The sequence below is a fragment of the Catenulispora sp. EB89 genome, from assembly GCF_041261445.1.
Classification (GTDB): Bacteria; Actinomycetota; Actinomycetes; order Streptomycetales; family Catenulisporaceae; genus Catenulispora.
Genome location: NZ_JBGCCU010000012.1, coordinates 200,480 through 216,742 on the forward strand (window position 1 = coordinate 200,480; position 16,263 = coordinate 216,742).

The following is a 16,263-nucleotide window of genomic DNA, read 5'->3' on the forward strand; positions in this document are numbered from 1 at the left end:
CGAGGAAGGTCCGTAACGTGTTCAAGCGTGTCGCCATCGTCAACCGCGGGGAGCCCGCGATGCGGCTCATCCGAGCCGTGCGGGGACTGGCCGCCCAGACCGGGGAGCGGATCGAGACCGTCGCCCTGTACACCGACGTCGACCGGGCCGCCACGTTCGTGCGCGAAGCCGACATCGCCCACGACCTCGGTCCGGCCGCCGCCCGGCCGTATCTGAACCTGGAGATCCTGGAGCGCGCGCTGGTGGCCTCCGGCGCGGACGCGGCCTGGGTGGGCTGGGGCTTCGTCGCCGAGGACCCGGCGTTCGCAGAGCTCTGCGACCGGATCGGCGTCACCTTCATCGGGCCGTCCGCGGACGCGATGCGCCAGCTCGGCGACAAGATCGGCGCGAAGCTGCTGGCCGAGGAGGTCGGCGTCCCGGTGGCGCCGTGGAGCCGCGGCGCGGTGGAGACGCTGCCGGCCGCGATCGAGGCGGCGGCCCGCATCGGCTACCCGCTGATGCTGAAGGCCACCGCCGGCGGCGGCGGACGCGGCATCCGGGTGATCACCGACGAGTCAGAACTCGTCGATGCTTATGAGCGCACCAGCGCTGAGGCGGCGCGCGCCTTCGGCTCCGGCGTGGTGTTCCTGGAGCAGCTGGTGACCGGGGCCCGGCACGTCGAGGTGCAGGTGATCGCCGACGGCCAGGGCACGGCCTGGGCGCTGGGCGTCCGCGACTGCTCGGTGCAGCGCCGCAACCAGAAGATCATCGAGGAGTCCGCCTCGCCGGTCCTGGCACCGGAGCAGGCCGCCGACCTGAAGGCCTCGGCCGAGCGGCTGGCGCTGGCGGTCGGCTACCGGGGCGCGGCGACCGTCGAGTTCCTGTACCACCCCGGGAGCCGGTCGTTCGCGTTCCTGGAGGTGAACACCCGGCTCCAGGTCGAGCACCCGATCACCGAGTGCACCACCGGGTTCGACCTGGTCTGGGCCCAGCTGCACGTGGCTTCCGGGGGCACTCTGGACGGCTTGGCGCCGGCCGAGCGCGGGCACGCCATCGAGGCCCGGCTCAACGCCGAGGACCCGGACCGCGACTTCGCCCCCGCGCCGGGCCGGATCGTCCGGCTGGACCTGCCGGCCGGACCGGGCATCCGGGTCGACACCGGGGTCGGCGTCGGCGACGTCATCCCCGCCGACTTCGACTCGATGATCGCGAAGATCATCGCCTACGGCCGGGACCGCGAGCAGGCCCTGGGCCGGCTGCGTCAGGCGATGGCTGAGACCACGGTCGTGATCGAGGGCGGCGCCACCAACAAGAGCTTCGTACTGGAGCTGCTGGACCGGCCCGAGGTGGTCGACGGCAGCGCCGACACCGGCTGGATCGACCGGGTCCGCGCGGCCGGCGGCCTGGTCCGGCACCGGCACAGCGGCGTCGCGCTCGCGGCCGCCGCCATCGAGGCGTACGGCGAGGCCGAGGCCCTTGAGCGGCGCCGGCTGCTGGACACCGCCGCCGGCGGCCGTCCGCAGGTGCGCCATGACAGCGGCCGTCCGCTGGATCTGAAGCTGCGCGGCGCGGGCCACCGGGTGCGCGTCGCGCGGATCGACGCGCACCGGTTCCGCGTGCTGATCGAATCAGGGTCCGAAGCCGACGCGGTCCAGACCGCCGACGTCGAGATCGAGCGCTTCGACGAGCACCTGGGCCGGATCACGGTCAACGGCCGGCGGCACCGCCTGCTCACCGCCACGCACGGCCCGGTCCACCTGGTCGAGGTGGACGGCGTCGGGCACCGGGTGAGCCGGGACGAGGGCGGCGTCGTCCGGTCCCCGGCTCCGGCGCTGGTGGTGGCTTCGCCGGCCGGGGTCGGGGAACTGGTCGAGGCCGGGGCGCCGGTGCTCGTGCTGGAGAGCATGAAGATGGAGACGGTGCTGCGCGCGCCGTTCCGGGCGCGGTTGGTGGAGCTCGCGGCGGCCGTGGGGAGTCAGGTGCAGGCCGGGGAGGCTCTGCTGCGCTTGGAGCCCGCGCCTGATGAGGACTCTGATTCTGCTGCTGTCGACGCCTCCGTTGTCGCCTCTGATGGTGCCGGATCCGCCGCGCTGGCCGCTTTGGACCTGCCCGCCGAACCCGACGCCGTCCCCACCGCCCGGCGCCTGGTCCGCGGCCAGGAGGACCTGCGCGGCCTGCTGCTCGGCTACGACGTCGACCCGCACGACGAGCGCCGCGTCCTGGACGACTACCTCGCCGCGCGGGAAGCGGCCGTCGAAGCCGGCGACCGTCCGCTGGCCGCCGAGGTCGCGCTCATCGAGGTCTTCGCCGACCTGGCCGAGCTCAGCCGCAACCGCCCGGCGGGGGAGGAGTTCGGCGGCCACAACCAGGGCCATGTCCACAGCGCCCGCGAGTACTTCCACACATATCTGCAGAGCCTTGATGTCGAGCGCGCCGGGCTCCCGGCGGCGTTCCAGGCCAAGCTCTCCAAGGCGCTGGCGCACTACGGCGTGCCGGATCTGGAGCCGGGCCCGGACCTGCAGGCCGCGGTGTTCCGCATCTTCCTGGCCCAGCAGCGTGCCGCCTCCGACGCCGCCGCCGTCGCGGCCCTGCTGCGCACGTGGCTGCGGGAGGCGCCGCCGCCGGAGGCGCTGCGCCGGCGGGTCGGGCTCGCGCTGGAGCACCTGGTGGCCGCCACGCAGGTTCGCTTCCCGGTGGTCAGCGACTTGGCGCGCGGCGTGGTGTTCGCCTGGCTCGGGCAGCCGTTCCTGCGCCGGCGCCGGGCGCTCGTCTACGACCGGGTTCGCAGGCATCTGCGATACCTGGACCAGAACCCGCACGCTGCTGATCGCGCCGACCGGATCGCGGAGATGGTGAGCAGCACCGAGCCGCTGGTCCGCCTGCTCGGCCAGCGCCTGGTCCGCGCCGGTCTGGACAACACGGTGATGCTGGAGGTCCTGACCCGGCGGTACTACGGGAACACCGGTCTGACCGGCATCCGCACCACTGATGCTGTCGGCTGCCGGTTCGTGGTCGCCGACCGTGTCGATGCCCGGATGGTGTCGGTCGCGGTCCGCTTCGAAGACCTCGGGCGCGCGCTGGAGGGCTTGGCGCAGGTGGCCGGCGACCAGGAACCGCCGGTGGACGCCGACGTGTATCTGTCCTGGGAGAAGCAGCCTGCTGATGACGACACGATGGCCGCCGCTCTCTACGACGCCGTCACCGAGCTCCCGCTGCCGCCCGGAATCCGTCGCCTCACCACGACCGTCGCCGGCCATCGCGGCTCGGTGACGCACCACCACGTCACCTTCCGTCCGTCGGCTGAGGGGCTCCGCGAGGACCGCTTGATTCGCGGCCTGCACCCCTATATCGCGCAGCGCATGCAGATCGAGCGGCTGAGCAAGTTCGACCTGACCCGGCTGCCGTCCTCCGACGAGGATGTCCAGCTGTTCCAGTGCGTGGCCCGTGAGAACGCCGCCGACGACCGGCTCATCGCCTTCACCCAGATCCGCGATCTGACCGGGCTGCGGGACGACGACGGCCGCCTGGTCGCGCTCCCGACCGCGGAGAACGCCGTCGCTGCGTGCGTGGACTCGATTCGGAATGCTCGGGCGCGGCGGTCGTCGAAGCACCGCGCGAATACGAACCGGATCGTGGTGTACGTCTGGCCGCCGATTGTCTTCTCCCGCTCGGAGTTGGAGGCCATCGCCACGCGTGTTCTTCCGACGACCGACGGGGCCGGGCTGGAGGAGATCCTGTTCATCGGCCGCACTGGGGATCCGCTCACGGGTGCGTTGACGAAGGTGGCGATGCGCGTCTCCTTTGACCCGGCCGGTGGTCGGGAGCTGACTGTCGAGGCTCCTTCCAGCGAGCTCATCGAACCCATTGACGGCTACCGCCAGAAGGTCCTTCGCGCTGCCGCCCGCAACACGGTCTACCCCTACGAGCTGACTACTCTGCTGGGCGACTTCAGTGAGTACGATCTCGACGACGAGCACGCGCTGGTGCCGGTGTCGCGTCCGAAGGGCGGTAACCGGGCGGCGATCGTTGCCGGTGTTGTCAACACTCCGACCGAGCGCTATCCCGAGGGCGTCACCCGGGTCCTTCTGCTCGGCGACCCCACCAAATCCCTCGGTGCGCTCTCCGAACCGGAGTGCCGCCGGGTGATCGCCGCGCTGGATCTGGCCGAGCGCATGGCAGTGCCGCTGGAGTGGTACGCGCTGTCGGCTGGCGCGCGCATCTCCATGGAGTCGGGCACCGAGAACATGGACTGGGTCGCCGCGGCCTTGAAGCGGATCGTGGAGTTCACCCAGGCCGGCGGCGAGATCAACATCGTCTCGGCGGGCGTCAACGTCGGGGCGCAGCCGTACTGGAACGCCGAGGCCACGATGCTGATGCACACGCGCGGTGTGCTGGTCATGACTCCGGACTCTGCGATGGTGCTGACCGGCAAGCAGGCGCTGGACTTCTCCGGCGGCGTCTCGGCCGAGGACAACTTCGGCATCGGCGGCTACGACCGCGTGATGGGCCCCAACGGGCAGGCGCAGTACTGGGCCCCCGACCTCGCCGCCGCGCGCGATCTGCTGATGGCGCACTACGACCACACGTACATCGCTCCCGGCGAGACCACCCCTCGCCGCGCCACTACCGACGACCCGCATGACCGCGATGTATCCGGCTTCCCCCACACGATCGAGGGCAGCGACTTCAAGACGGTCGGCGACATCTTCTCCGCTGCCGCGAACCCGGAGCGCAAGAAGGCGTTCGACATCAGGACCGTGATGCGGGCGTTGTCCGACCAGGACCACCCGGTTCTGGAGCGCTGGGCCGGCATGGCCGACGCCGAGACCGCCGTGGTCCAGGACGCCCGCCTCGGCGGCCGCCCGGTCTGCTTGCTCGGCATCGAATCCAAGCCGGTCCCGCGCCGCGGCTTCCCCCCGGCCGACGGCCCCGACTCCTACACCGCCGGCACCCTCTTCCCCCGCTCCTCGAAGAAGGCCGCCCGCGCGATCAACGCCGCCAGCGGCAACCGCCCCTTGGTGGTCCTGGCCAACCTGTCAGGCTTCGACGGCTCCCCGGAATCCTTGCGCAAGCTCCAGCTCGAATACGGCGCCGAGATCGGCCGCGCGATCGTGAACTTCCAGGGCCCGATCGTCTTCTGCGTGATCTCCCGCTACCACGGCGGCGCATTCGTGGTGTTCTCCAAGGCCCTGAACCCGAACATGACGGTACTAGCCCTGGAAGGCTCCTACGCCTCAGTCCTCGGCGGCGCCCCCGCCGCCGCCGTGGTGTTCTCCGCCGACGTCGACGCCCGCACCGCCGCCGACCCCCGCATCCGCGGCCTCGAAACCCGCACCGCAGCCGCCGCCGGCACCGACCGCGCCGCCATGACAGCCGAACTCGACGAACTCCGCACCCAGATCCGCGCCGAGAAGCTGAGCGAAGTCGCCGCGGAGTTCGACCGCGTCCACGACATCAGGCGCGCCGTCGAAGTGGGCTCGGTAGACGCCGTGATCAAGGCCGCCGAGCTGCGGCCGTCGATCATCGACGCGGTCGAGGCGATCGCGGCGCGGCTGGCGGGAGCTGAGTCGCGAGTTTGATTCGCAGCGATGAGGAATGAAGGCGGGGCCAGCGCGCTCGCATGGTGGCGCGCTGGTCTTTGCAGCTGGGTCTTCTGACTCATGGGTGGGTGCTGTGCCGTGCCGTACCGGGCAGGTTGCGGGTCGCAGGCATTATTTAGTCGCTGCTGACCTATGTGTGGGTGCTGGTGGCGGGTGCGGTTTGTTGGTGGGTTGACAGTCAAGGGCTTTTTTTGACGGCTTCGCAGGGTTTTAAGAAGGATCCGCTGGGTGGCGCAGTTCGGTGGTGTGCCGCTGGTTGCGTTGGCGGCTGGCGGTGATGCTGGGCACGACCGCGCGCGGGTTCGAGTCACTGCGCATGCGTTGCGTAGGCGGCGATCGTTGGGCGTGGTGGGTGCCTGAAGTCAAGGGCAGGCGCCTCCGGCGGGGGCACTCGAGACTCTGAGGGATCCCCAACCCCCCGCGTCGGCGGCGGTTCGTGTGTTGGTCGCCGAGTCCCGGATCCCTCGTCGCTGACGTCGCCCGGAGGGAACCATCCCGGCCTGGCGGTGTCCAGCCGCATCGCACGCTGCTGTGGTCGAGCTGCGTCCGGCTTGACCCCGCCAGTCCGGGCTGGTTGTGCAAGCACCGCCGACAGCGACGAGGGATCCGGGACAACCCCACCTGTGGTGTGGACGGGGTCCACTCGGGTGCGCACACCTGCGGATGGTGACGTGGCGTGCCCAAGACGCGGGAATCCTTCCCACAGGCCGGGGTTGTCCCGGGTTCCCCGTCGCGTCGGCGGGCGTAGCCAAGCTGACCGGGCCGGTGGTGTCAAGTCGCACGAGGCTGCACCACAGCAGCGTGTGATCCGACTTGATACCACCGGACCGGTCTGCTTCCTTCCAGGCGACGACGTGACGGGGAACCCGGGACACAGGCGACCACAAGCAACGTCCGGCGCCCAACAGCGCGGCCCCCCATCCCCGGAGCGAGGCCGCTCGCCGCGCAGGCGCCGCCGGAGGCCTTGTCTTTGACTTTCAGGTGCCCACCACACGCGGCCGCCACCCGCCCACCTGACGTGTGCGCAGTGACTCGGACCGGTGCGCGGTCGTGCACACGAACAACCGCCGGCCGCCAGCGCGTCCCCAGGCACGCCACCGAACTGCGCCACCCAGCGGATCCTTCTTAAAGCCCTGCGAAGCCGTAAAAAGCTCCTAAAACCCACCAACAAACCGCACTCGACGCACCCACCACACCCCAGCCACCCACAGCCACACATCAAGCAGGGGCGCCATCATTTTCGGCTTCGCCTAAGGTTTGGTGACCTCGCTGGGGGACGCCACCCCACCAGCCCCTCCCGCCCCTCCCCTCCCCGCGCCGTCCCAAGTTGCGTGTTGCGTCATTCCCGGCCGCCGACCCGCGTCCGGCCGCCCGTTCCGTTGAACCGCAGAGTCCGCGCCCGTATTGACATCAGCGGGCTGATATCCGCGCCCGGGCTGCCCGGTCCGGGCGGCGCTTCCGGCGGGCGGGGAGCTGTGCGGGGTACGAGATGGTACGAGATGGGCAGACTTGTGCGTGCGCCTTCAGGTGCGCGTGCGGAGGCGTCGTGTCGTTGTCCCGCCGCTCTCCGCGCGGCCTGGCCCGTCCGTGATGATCAGGAAAGGGACGGTGTTCGGTGTCTGCGTCACACATCTCGGTCGATCAGGTCCTCACGATCGGTGTGGAGGAGGAGTTCTATCTCGCCGACAGGGAGTCGCTGCGGGCGGTGTCGCGTGCCGGTGAGGTGGTCGCCGGTGCTGCGGCGGTGCTGGGGGAGCGGGTGCAGGCGGAGCTGTTCGCCAGCCAGGTCGAGCTGGTCTCCACGCCTCACGCCTCGGCGGCGGATCTGCGGGCCGAGCTGGTGTTCCTGCGGCGGACCGGTGCGGCGTTCGCGGCGTCGTCGGGGTGCGTGCTCGTCGCGGCCGGGAGCGCGGTGCTGAACGACTGGCCGCTGCCGGTGTTCGACACCGGGCGCTATCGGGAGATAGGGCGCCGCTTCGAGTCTGTCCTGCACCGCATGCGCGCCGAGCCCAACGGCTGCCACGTGCACCTCGGGACGCTCGCCTGGTCCGAGGCGCTCGCGCTGACCAACCACCTCCGGCCGTGGCTGCCGATCCTTCAGGCGCTGTGTGTGAACTCGCCGTTCGCGGGCGGTCGGCACCGGGGCTGCCTGTCGTGGCGCCACTTCGATTTCGGCAGCTGGCCGCAAGCTCGTCCGGCGCCGATCCTGACCGAGTCGGTCTACGCCCGGCAGATGGACTCCTGGGTCTCGGACGGCAAGATCCTGGACCGCAGAATGATGTACTGGTACGCGCGCCCCTCCGAGCACGTCCCGACCGTGGAGATCCGCATCGCGGACGCCAACTGGGACCTCGACGTCATCATGCTGATGGTCCTGCTGGCCCGCGGCCTCGGCACCGCCCTGCTGGCCGAGATCCGAGCCGGCGTCTACTTCCCGCAGATCGGCCGCGGCCAGGTCGAGAGGGCCCACCGCCTGGCCGCCGACACCGGCCCGACCGGCCCCGGAATCAGTCCCCTGACGGGCACCGCCCTCCCGATGAGCGCCTGTCTTCAGCTGCTGCTCGACCGCGCCCGCCCGGGACTGGAGGCGGCGGGCGACGTCGAACTCGTCACGGAACTGATGGCGGCCCTGCGCGTCCGGCGCACCGGCGCCGAGCGCCAGCTGGTACTGGTCCAGAGCGGCGGAACGCTGCGTGACCTGGTACGCATGGCCGCGATCGAGGAGGTGGCCGACGACAGCGTCATCGCGGAGGCGGCGCGTCGCGGGCGGTAGTCCGCTCTCTCGCGGTGGCGTGACATCATCGAGCCCTGAGGCCAAGCGAGGAGGCGACCGTGCGGGTGCTGGTCACAGGGGCGTTCGGCTACGTCGGACACGCGGTGACCCGGGCCCTGCTCGAAGCCCGCCACGAGGTGGTGGCCATGACCACGCGCCCGAACCGGCCACGCCCCGCCACCGCAGTGAGCCTCGTCGTCGCGGACCTGCGTGACCCGAGCCGGTTGAAGGCCGCGGTGGACGGCGCCGACGCTGTCGTCCACCTCGCCGCGCTGACCCGGGTCCGCGAGTCGTTCGACCAGCCCGACACCTACGCCACGATCAACACGGTCGGCACACGCAACCTCCTCGCGGCCGTGGCGGATACCGGACGCGTCATGCCCTTCGTCCACGCCTCCACCGCCGCGGTCTACGGCACCCCCGCGAACCAGCCGGTCAACGAGGACTGCGACCCCGCCCCGAGCAGCCCGTACGGCGCGACGAAGCTCGCCGCCGACGCCGCGGTGAGCGAAGCCGCCGCCCAAGGCACCATCGCGGGAGTGAGCCTGCGCGCCTTCAACATCGCCGGCGCGGTCGACGGCCGCCCCGAGCCCGACCTGACCCGCATCATCCCCCAGACGCTCGCCGTCGCCGCCGGCCGGTCCGACCACCTCGCCGTCAACGGCGACGGCACCGCGATCCGCGACTACGTCCACCTCGCCGACGTGGCCGACGCCTTCATCAGAGCCCTGACACGAGCGCAGCCGGGCACGTTCGCGGTCTACAACATCGGCGCCACCCCGGCCAGCGTCGCCCAGATCATCGACGTGGCGCGGACCGTCACCGGTCGGGAGATCCCCGTCCGGCACAACCCGCAGACGCCCGAGGTCCCGGAGCTTCGGGCCGATATCACTCGGGCCAGGACCGAACTGGGGTGGTCGCCGGTTTTCTCCAGTCTGGAGCGGATCATCGGCGACTGCTGGGACGCGGCACAGCGGTGACAGCAGCCGACTCGACGGCAGCGCCCGGTGGACTCGTCGAGTTCACCGGGCTCAGCCGCTCAACGACCGGTCCTTACTTGCCACGCGAGGCGGACGACTCCGCCGCCTCGGCGAGCTCGACGAGATGCGCCTTGACCGTCTCGAACAGTCCGTCCGCCGAGAAGCCCAGATCGCGCAGAATCCCTGCGGCCAGGCCCTCCTCCGTGCGGATCAACCCGAGCAGCGAGTGCTCCGTGCCGACCCAGCCGGTGCCGAGCTCGGCCGCCACGCCGGACGCCAGCTTGATGGCGGTCGTGCTCTCCGGCCGGAAGGGGATGTGGCCCCGCGGCGCCTTTCGGCCGGCCGGCGGCAACACCGCCTCGATCGCGTCGCGGACCGCCTTCTGCGACCCGGCCTGCGCCACCAGCAGCTGACAAGCCGTGCCGCGCGGCTCGCCGAGCAGGCCGAGCAGCAGGTGTTCGGTGCCGATGGTGTCGTGCTTGGACGTCCGCGCGGCCTCTTGCGCCAGCACGATGGCGTGCCGGTTGAGGTCCGTGAACCGCTCGAAGGTGTTGGGCCGGCGGCGCTGTTGAGCGGCCTGCTTGCTCACCCCGATGGCGTCGCCGATCTCGCTCCAGGAGGCGCCGGCCTCCTTGGCCTTGCCGACGTAGTAGTCGACGAGCTGGTCGCCGAGGTCGGTCAGGGTCCGGTTGCGCAGCTGGGCCTCGCTGACCCGGGCCAGGTGGTCGGCGTCGGGCGTTTCGGCGTCGAGACGGGCGATCAGGTCGGCGAGGCTGATGTTGAGGGGGCTCATGCCGTCAACTGTAGATTGACGATACGGGAGTGTCAACCTGAAATTGACGCTCCCGGGTGCGCTCAGCCGGCGTTCGAGATCCCGAAGGCCTGCCGCAGCCGCGGAATCAGGTCGACCAGGTCCTGGTCCCAGCACGAGGAGTCATGGCCGCCGTCGCAGTGTCCCCACCCGGCGCCGTTGCCGTAGTCCTTGAAGTACGGCTGCTGACCTGCCGCGGTCAGAGCGGCGGCGAAGTGCTGGGACGAGCTCTCCAGCCACCATTCCCGGTAGTCCCCGGTCGGCCCGTTGCCGTTGCCGACGTAGATGGAGACGCCCATCCCGGCGAACGCCGGGGCGTTCTCCGTCGGATCGGCGGCGATCCACAGGGAGTCGTCGAACGGCGGTGTCGTCGACACCGGATACGGCGAGCCGAAAAGCGCGTCGCTGCTGACGGCCGGCTGGTAGGGGTCGTTCACCGCGTGGCACGCGCTCCAGTCGGTGACGCCGGGCAGGATGCCGCTGCTGATGACCGGCAGCGCGCCCTGCGCGTCGGTGAGCGAGGCGACGACGATCTCCCGTAGGACCATCTCGTCGCGGGACAGGTCGGCGTCCCCTGACAAGGACGCCACCTGGCTGAACAGGTCCGGGTGGAGCTGCGCGAGGTGGAGCGCGCCGAAACCGCCCATGGAGACGCCGGCGATGGCGCGGTGCTGCTTGTCCGCGACGGTGCGCAGGTTGGCGTCGACGAACGGGATCACCTGCTGGGTCTCGAAGTTCTCCCAGTTCTGGGCGCCGGCCGCGGTGGACTGGTCACGCCAGTTGGAGTACCAGCCGCGCGCGCCGCCGTCGGGCATGACGACGATCATCCCCGACGTGCCCTTCAGCGCGTTGAATCCCGGGAATCCGGCGCTGCCGAAGTAGTCGCAGGGGTCGCCCGGGGAACCGTCGAGCAGGTACAGGACGGGGTACCGCTTGCCGGGATCGCTGTAGTAGTCGGACGGCAGGGTGATGCGGATGTGGTGGCCGACCATGCCGGGGTCGTCGGCGACCTGCGCTGAGGTCACCGAGATCGTGAAGTCGGTGGCGGTCGGGGCGGGTAGTCCGGGGTTCGACAGGGACGGGTCGGTGACCTGTGTCAGGCCGAAGCCGTCGGACAGGGCGGGCGGACCGGACGGGTCGGTGGCGGCGGTGGCGGCGGTGCGGGCGGTGTGGGCGGCCGCGGGCTGGACGAGCGCGCCGGCGGCGGTGAGGGAGGCGGCGGCGAACGTCGCCGCGGCGATGGCAAGCCGGTGTTTCACGCAGTGCTCCTGACCGGGTTGGTGGCCGTGGTGGCTGTAGTGGCTGTAGTGGCCGAACCCGAAGCGTCACACCGGCTGTTCACAATCCGAGCACAGTCATCGCATGCCCGCCGCCGCAGGCGACGGGCATGCGTCCCTTCATCCTTCCGGTCGATGTATCAGCATGCTGAGGTCACACCGAGGTCATCGCCGAACGGCGCTCCCGCCTGTGCACGTCGGGTCGCCGGACTGCGCCGGCACGCTCACCGCGTTCCACGCGGCCTGAACCGCGTTGAACTCCGCGCAGGTCGGGTCCAGGTTGATCGCGGCCTGCAGGGTCCAGGTGCGGTAGGTCAGGTAGGAGCTGTCGGAGTTCTTCATCAGCTGGGCGTTGTACAGGACCTTCAGCGCGTTCTCCACGCCGATGCCGGTGATGGTCGAGCCGTCGCAGGTCGGGCTGGTCGGCCCGGTGCTCGGGTTGGAACCCTGGGCCAGCAGGTAGAACCAGTGGTTGCCGGGGCCGGCCGCCTGGTGGACCTCGTCGCCCGGTATGGCGTCGGAGTAGCAGTCCGGGTCGCCGTTGACCTGCGAGGGGTCGTACATGTTGCGGATCGGGCCGGTGCCCTCGAGGTTGACCTCGGCGCCGACCACCCAGTCCACGACCGCGTACGGGGAGGGCTCGTTCGCGAAGTACTTGCTCGACTGGCCGTAGACGTCGGCTATCCACTCCTGGGTGCCGTTGTTGGAGATGCCGCCGGGGGTGTGGTCGTCTATGCCGTGGCCCATCTCGTGGTCCACGACGTCCATCGCCGAGATCCACTGGCCCGCGGTGTTGTGCCCGACCTGGACCTCCGAGCCGTCGTAGTAGGCGTTGACGTCGTCCAGGCCGACCCGGATCGGCCAGGCCCCGCCGTTGCCGTCGAAGCTGTTGCGGCCCAGCCACTGCGACAGCATGTGGTTCTCGGTCTGGGCGCTGTAGAGGGCGTCGGCGCACGCCGTCTCACGGTCGGTGGCGTCCCCGATGCCCCAGGAGTCGGTGGACTTGGTGAACGTGGTGTTCGTCGCCGCGTCCTGGCAGGCCAGACCACTGACGTTCGGGTCCTGCAGCGAGTACGTCCCGCCGGAGTTCGTGGTGTCGATGCTCAGCGGCTCCGGGCCGTTCCACACCGCGTTCGCGGTGCCTTCCGTGACGTGCTCCTGCGTGTGCAGCACACGTCCGGTGGCCGCGTCGACGTCCACACTCAGCCGGCTGACGCCGTCGCCGCCGATGCCGTCCACCGTGGTCTCCCACGCCAGTGCGGCCGGACCTGTGCCCAGAGCGAACACCACCAGCTTGGTGGACTCGACCTTCGACACCTTCTTCAGCTGGTGCTCGGCCACCGCCGCGCCCCTGGCCGCGCTCAGCTTCGGCGTGGTGGACAGCGCGCCGATCGGGTGCTGCTGGGCGACCGAGTGGAACACGGTGTGCCCGGCGCTGTCGGTGACGATGACGAAGTCGCCGCCGACCACGGGCAGGCCCGAATACGTGCGCAGGTAAGGGACATACTGCGTGCCCTGCGCGGTGACGACCTGCTGCCGCTGGAACTGGTCGTGCGCGGTCGCCATCAGGAACGCCGGGTGGGTGGCCACCAGGGCGTCGGCGGAGCGCGCGGCCAGAGCCTGGATCGCGGCGGGGGAGGCGGCGGAGCCGTCCCGGTGTGACGGCGACGCGTTGGCATACGCCGCCATCGTGGTGGACATCGCCAGGACAGTCGCCCCGGCGGTGAAGCCGACAGCCAGACGCCGGATGCTTCGGCGCTTGGCAAGGGGGTTGCGTTGTCTCACGGCCATTCCTTTCGCGTAAGACGAGGCGAGTGGTGGGGAAGCGTGCTCGAACCGCCCGCGGCGCGGCCCGAACGCGCAGGCCTTCAGAAAATCTTCAGAATCCTGATGGCTGTCGCGGAACGTATCGCTGTACCCTGATGCGGGTCAATAGTGAACAAAGGGTGGATTCGGCGGATGGCAGACTCTTTGCCATTTCATGACAATCACCGAGGAAGCCGCGCGGCGGCGGGAGACCGATGCCAGTATACGAACAAAGCACAGTCAGAGAGCTGACATCTTTGAGCCAGGACACCGATCCGGCACCGAACATCACGGTCGAGCGCACCGGCGGCTTCGCCGGCGTCAAGGACATCATCGACGTCGCCCCGCACGGATCGTGGACCGCCACGAACAAGGGCGGAATCCGGCGCACCGGCGAACTGACGCCGGAGCAGAACACCCGGATCCAGACGCTGGCCGCCGACCCCCGGATCGCCGCCGAGGCGGGCCGGTCACGACCGCCGACGCGCTGCCGTGACGCGTACAGCTACGTGGTGACGGTCGGCGCGGTGCGCGTGGCGTTCGTGGACTGCCCGGCCGATGCGGATCAGCCTGCTGCGAGCCTGGCGTTGAGCAAGCAGGTGCTGGGGTTCACGATCCGATCGGGACCGTGAGTACGGACCGCGGTACCACCTGGCCGCGCGTCAGATCCCGGTGTGCGTGTGAGCGGCCCAGTGGACCGGTGCGCCCGGGGCACTGGCGCGCAGCGCCCGGACCACGCGGTGCAGAGCGACGGCGCTGGCGTCGGTGTCGGGCGGCGTGGTGCCGCCGTGGGTGATGTCGGTGTAGAAGCCGATGGCGACGCCGGTGGCGACGTCGTCGTCCACCGGCCACAGGGTGCCGATGACGTTCTGGTACCCGGCCAGGTGGAACGCCCCGGTCAGGTGCACGGCCTCGTCGGTCAGCTCGGGGCTGGTCGCGGAGGTGGCGCAGGCCGACAGATAGGCCAGCGTCCCGGTCAGGCGCAGGGCGGTGATGTCGGCGACGGTCAACGCGCGGGTCTCGTGGTCGGGCAGGATCAGCCGGGAGGCGGCCGGGTCGTTCCGGTCGGGCTGGCCGTGGCAGGCGAAGTGGGCCACCGGGTGCGACGGGAGTGCGTCCAGGACTTGCGCGCGGGTGGGGTGTTCCGGGCGCAGTGCTGCGGGGATCAGCGCGGTCACGGCGGCGGCTTCGGCTTCCACGCCCGGCAAGCGGCTGGCGCCGGGAGCGTCGGGGACCGCGATGACCAGGGTCGCGTTGGCCGCGGCCGGCAGGTGGTACGAGCGGGCGTGGGTCAGGGCTCGTATGGTCGGCGTGTAGGAGGACACGACCCGGTCCAGGACTGAACGCGGCGCTGACCTGATGGCGTGGTCGGGTTTGGCTTTGGCCTCGCCGTCGGTGTCGGTGTCAACGTCGCCGTGGGTGTCGGTCTCGGTGTCCGTGAGATCCTCGTGGTGACCCGCGGCGTGCAGGGGCAGCCAGCTCAAGGGGCCGACGGGACACCACCAGATCCGTGGCCATTCCTGGCCTTCCGCCGGCGCGCCGGTGTGGCCCAGTGCCGTCAGGACAGGCTCGGCCACCGTGTCCCACAGCCAGGCCAGCACCTCCAGGACCCGCTGTCGGCCGGTCAGGCCGGACTCGGGACTCAGATCCCGGTCGGTGGCGGTGTAGGAGGCCTGCTGGAGTTGCTGGATACGGGTATTGACATCCTCCCGGGTCAGCCGGTCCAGGCTGACGGTTCGCACCGGGTCCACCGCGTCGCCGGTGAGAATGAGCGCGTCGCAGCGTGTCCAGCCTGCTGTCAGGAGCACGATCGGGCCCTGATCGGCTCTGGCCTCGATGGTGAGATCGGCGATGCTTGCCGGCGCGAGGAATCCGGCGAACCCGTCGGCCGCGCGGATCCGGCTGAGCAGATCGTCCCATTCGGCCTGGGCTGCACGCCGGGATTCCGACGTACCGACGCTGAGATCCGGTTCGGTGGCGAGGAATCCGGCGGGGGAGTGCTCCAGCGCATCGCGGCGGTCGCGGAGCTCCTCGAGCTCCCGGGCCAGCTCCGGGTGCCGCTCGCGCAGCCGGGCCACCTCCCCGCCGCGAGCGCCGAGGGTGTCGGCGACCAGCATCCCCCGTGTCGCCTCCAACAGTTCCACCGCCCGCCGCGGATCACCGGCGTTCAGGGCGACTTCCGCCGCCACGTCCGCCAGGGAGCCCAGCACGCTGAGCTCGCTTTCGCGGTCGCCGCGGGCCAGAGTACGAGGGCTGATCTGCGGCAGCAGGGCCACCGCGGACTCCACTGCCGCGAACGCCTCCGCGATGCCCACGGCTCCGGAACCGGCCAGCATGGCGAGTTGACGAAACGCGTAGACGCGAACGGTGGCCGGAGCGGCGGTGCTCTGCGAAGCGGATCGGTAGCCCCCAATGGCTTCGGCCAACGTCTCCGGGTTCCCGGTGCGGTCGAACAGCGTCGTCAGCGCGATGCAGAGGCTGATCAGACGTACGGCCCGAGTGGGGTCGTCTTCCGGGGTGGCATGAACCGCCCGCCGTGCGGCTTCCGTCGCCTCGGCCGCCAGGCCGGCATCCCCGGTTCGCTCGGACAGCGACCACAAGGCGATCGCGAGGTTGGCCGAGCGTCCAGCGTAGTCGGGGTGGTCTTCGGCGGTCGCCGCGAGCGCCAGTCGCTCGACGTCCACTGCCTCGGCCAATATCTGCGCGTTCCCCAGGTGTTCGGCCATGATCCGCAACGTCAGACCGAGGTTGGCGAGGTGTTTGGCGCGGTCGGGATGGTTTTCAGCGGTGGCCAGGACGGTTCGTCGAGCGATGTCCACCATTTCGGGCAGCAAAGCGTCGTCCGTCGTCCGGACGAACAACGTGCGCAAGGCGACTCCGAGGTTGCCCAGGTACCAGAGGCGAGCGGGGTCGTCCTCCGCGGTGGCCTGGACGGCCTGCCGTCCGACGTGCACCGCCTCCACCAATGGTTCCGTGTCCCGCGTCCGCTCGTACAGCGTCCGCAGCGAGATGCCGAGCTCGCTCTGCCGTCCGGCAC

General features: G+C 70.6%; 8 protein-coding genes. 4 read left to right on the forward strand and 4 right to left on the reverse strand.

Going from position 1 to position 16,263, the window contains the following annotated elements; genetic code table 11:
- The first annotated feature begins 17 nt into the window (after window positions 1-17).
- The 3 genes from ABH920_RS25355 to ABH920_RS25365 all read left to right on the forward strand — a co-directional run bounded on the left by ABH920_RS25355 (window position 18) and on the right by ABH920_RS25365 (window position 9,332).
- Window positions 18-5,558 (forward strand): carboxyl transferase domain-containing protein, encoded by a 5,541-nt coding sequence (locus ABH920_RS25355; protein ID WP_370351616.1) that lies wholly within the window; start codon window positions 18-20, stop codon window positions 5,556-5,558.
- A gap of 1,636 nt (window positions 5,559-7,194) precedes the next feature.
- Window positions 7,195-8,352 carry a glutamate-cysteine ligase family protein gene (locus ABH920_RS25360; RefSeq protein WP_370351617.1) on the forward strand — a complete coding sequence of 386 codons (1,158 nt, stop codon included), beginning with the start codon at window positions 7,195-7,197 and terminating at the stop codon, window positions 8,350-8,352.
- Between the two features lie 59 nt (window positions 8,353-8,411).
- Window positions 8,412-9,332 (forward strand): NAD-dependent epimerase/dehydratase family protein, encoded by a 921-nt coding sequence (locus ABH920_RS25365; protein WP_370351618.1) that lies wholly within the window; start codon window positions 8,412-8,414, stop codon window positions 9,330-9,332.
- A gap of 73 nt (window positions 9,333-9,405) precedes the next feature.
- On the opposite strand, the gene ABH920_RS25370 is transcribed toward ABH920_RS25365, so the two are convergent.
- The 3 genes from ABH920_RS25370 to ABH920_RS25380 form a co-directional block, all read right to left on the reverse strand.
- On the reverse strand, window positions 9,406-10,125 hold the full coding sequence (locus ABH920_RS25370; RefSeq protein ID WP_370351619.1) for a Clp protease N-terminal domain-containing protein: 720 nt from the start codon (window positions 10,123-10,125) through the stop codon (window positions 9,406-9,408).
- Between the two features lie 62 nt (window positions 10,126-10,187).
- On the reverse strand, window positions 10,188-11,402 hold the full coding sequence (locus ABH920_RS25375) for an alpha/beta hydrolase (protein ID WP_370351620.1): 1,215 nt from the start codon (window positions 11,400-11,402) through the stop codon (window positions 10,188-10,190).
- Window positions 11,403-11,585: 183 nt separating this feature from the next.
- Window positions 11,586-13,205, reverse strand: a complete 1,620-nt coding sequence (locus ABH920_RS25380; RefSeq protein WP_370351621.1) for a M4 family metallopeptidase — start codon at window positions 13,203-13,205, stop codon at window positions 11,586-11,588.
- A gap of 278 nt (window positions 13,206-13,483) precedes the next feature.
- Here ABH920_RS25380 and ABH920_RS25385 point away from each other — a divergent pair, with 278 nt between their 5' ends.
- Entirely contained in the window at window positions 13,484-13,858 is a 375-nt protein-coding gene (locus ABH920_RS25385) for a hypothetical protein (RefSeq protein ID WP_370351622.1), read from the forward strand.
- Between the two features lie 30 nt (window positions 13,859-13,888).
- Here ABH920_RS25385 and ABH920_RS25390 read toward each other — a convergent pair whose 3' ends face one another.
- Window positions 13,889-16,048 (reverse strand): CHAT domain-containing protein, encoded by a 2,160-nt coding sequence (locus ABH920_RS25390; protein WP_370351711.1) that lies wholly within the window; start codon window positions 16,046-16,048, stop codon window positions 13,889-13,891.
- Window positions 16,049-16,263: the final 215 nt, after the last annotated feature.